Raw genomic sequence first — 1,656 nt, 5'->3', positions numbered from 1 at the left:
CTCCCGCGCCCTCGCCGAGGGAGGCCGCCAGGTCGCGTCGGGCACCGCGGTCGGACAGGACCGGCATCCCGCCGGGCAGTTCCACCTGCGCCGCGAGCGACCACGGGCCCACGATCCGCACCTGGAGCCGGCGACGGCCGGGCTCGGGCACCTCCTCGGGGTCCCTCGCCAGCTCATCGGCCTCCTCGAGGGCGTCGCCGTCCCGGTCGAGGTGGTCTGCGGCCCGCCGGGCGAGACGACCCGGCGAATCCGCGAGTCGCCACCCGCGCGGGGTGACGTCCGTGGGCAGGTCGGCGAGCGTCGCGAGGGTGCGGCCGATCGCGTCCGCGCCGGGGCCCCGGTCCGGCAGCTCCGGCAGGAACGGCAGGGAGTGGCACTCCCCCATCACGACGCGGGCCGCCTCGCGGGGATCGGTGCCGGGCATCGGGCCGGGCCCGGTGCTGGACGGAGCGGGGCCCGCCTTTGGCGTCACACCGCCTCCGTCGCCGGGCGGGAGGCGGAGATGGTGCCGCTGCCCAGGACGCGGTCGCCGTCGGGCTCGGAGCGGTACAAAACGGCGGCCTGCCCGGGCGCGACCCCGCGGACCGGCTCGTGCAGGGTGATCTCGAGAGTGGCGTCCGCTCCGTCCCCGATGCGCCGGACGTGGGCCGGGGTGGCCTCGCCGTGCGCGCGGATCTGGACGTGGCAGTCGGTCTCGCGGATGTCGTCGTCGACCAGCCAGTACGGCGAGGTGGCCGTCATGGCGACGGACAGCAGGTGATCGGCACCGCCGACGGTGACCGTGCCGCTGTCGGCGTCGATCGCGGTGACGTACCGGGGGCGGCCGTCGGCCGCGGGCCCCTGCACGCCGAGCCCCTTGCGCTGGCCGATGGTGAACCCGTGGATCCCGTCGTGGCGGCCGAGCTCGTCACCGGTGTCGGCGTCGACGACCGCGCCGGGACGCACCCCGATGCGGGCCCCGAGGAACGCGCGCGTGTCGCCGGACGGGATGAAGCAGATGTCGTGGCTGTCGGGCTTGGTGGCCACCGGCAGGCCCGCCGCCTCCGCCTCGGCGCGGACCTGCGACTTGAGCGAGTCCCCCAGCGGGAACATCGAGTGGGCGAGCTGCTCGGGGGTGAGCACGCCGAGGACGTAGGACTGGTCCTTGGCCGCGTCGACCGCCCGGCGCAGGACGGGTCGGCGGGAGCCGTCGGGGAGCTCCTCGGTCGACAGCCGGGCGTAGTGTCCGGTCGCGACGGCGTCGAACCCGAGCGCCATGCCGCGCTCGAGCAGCGCCTCGAACTTGATTCGCTCGTTGCAGCGCAGGCACGGGTTGGGCGTCTCCCCGCGGGCATAGGACTCGACGAAGTCGTCGATGACGTCGGCCCGGAACCGCTCGGCGAAGTCCCAGACGTAGAAGGGGATCCCCAGCAGGTCGGCGACGCGGCGTGCGTCTCCGGCGTCCTCGCGCGAGCAGCAGCCCCGGGATCCGGTCCGCAGGGTCGCCGGATCGCTGCTGAGGGCCAGGTGCACGCCCACGACCTCGTGGCCGGCGGCAACGGCTCGGGCGGCGGCCACGGCGGAGTCCACTCCCCCGCTCATCGCGGCGAGCACTCTCATGATGCGCTCACCCCGGCGCGGGCCAGGCCGAGGCCCGCGACGCGGGCGCGGTCGGCG

1 protein-coding gene and 1 pseudogene are annotated in these 1,656 nt (G+C 75.7%); both read right to left on the bottom strand.

Going from position 1 to position 1,656, the window contains the following annotated elements; genetic code table 11:
• Positions 1–472 (bottom strand): annotated as a pseudogene (locus HMPREF3086_RS17435) (cobalamin-independent methionine synthase); the annotation flags it as partial.
• Entirely contained in the window at positions 469–1,599 is a 1,131-nt protein-coding gene (gene mnmA / locus HMPREF3086_RS17430; protein WP_070723209.1) for a tRNA 2-thiouridine(34) synthase MnmA, read from the bottom strand. The pseudogene HMPREF3086_RS17435 and the gene mnmA, both read right to left, overlap by 4 nt.
• Positions 1,600–1,656: the final 57 nt, after the last annotated feature.

The sequence above is a fragment of the Dietzia sp. HMSC21D01 genome, from assembly GCF_001815995.1.
Taxonomy (GTDB): domain Bacteria; phylum Actinomycetota; class Actinomycetes; order Mycobacteriales; family Mycobacteriaceae; genus Dietzia; species Dietzia cinnamea.
This window is presented reverse-complemented; position numbering and strand designations above follow the sequence as displayed.

Bases quoted from the DNA above. Each gene is read 5' to 3' on its own strand.
- mnmA (WP_070723209.1), bottom strand. From the start codon at position 1,599: ATGAGAGTGCTCGCCGCGATGAGCGGGGGAGTGGACTCCGCCGTGGCC.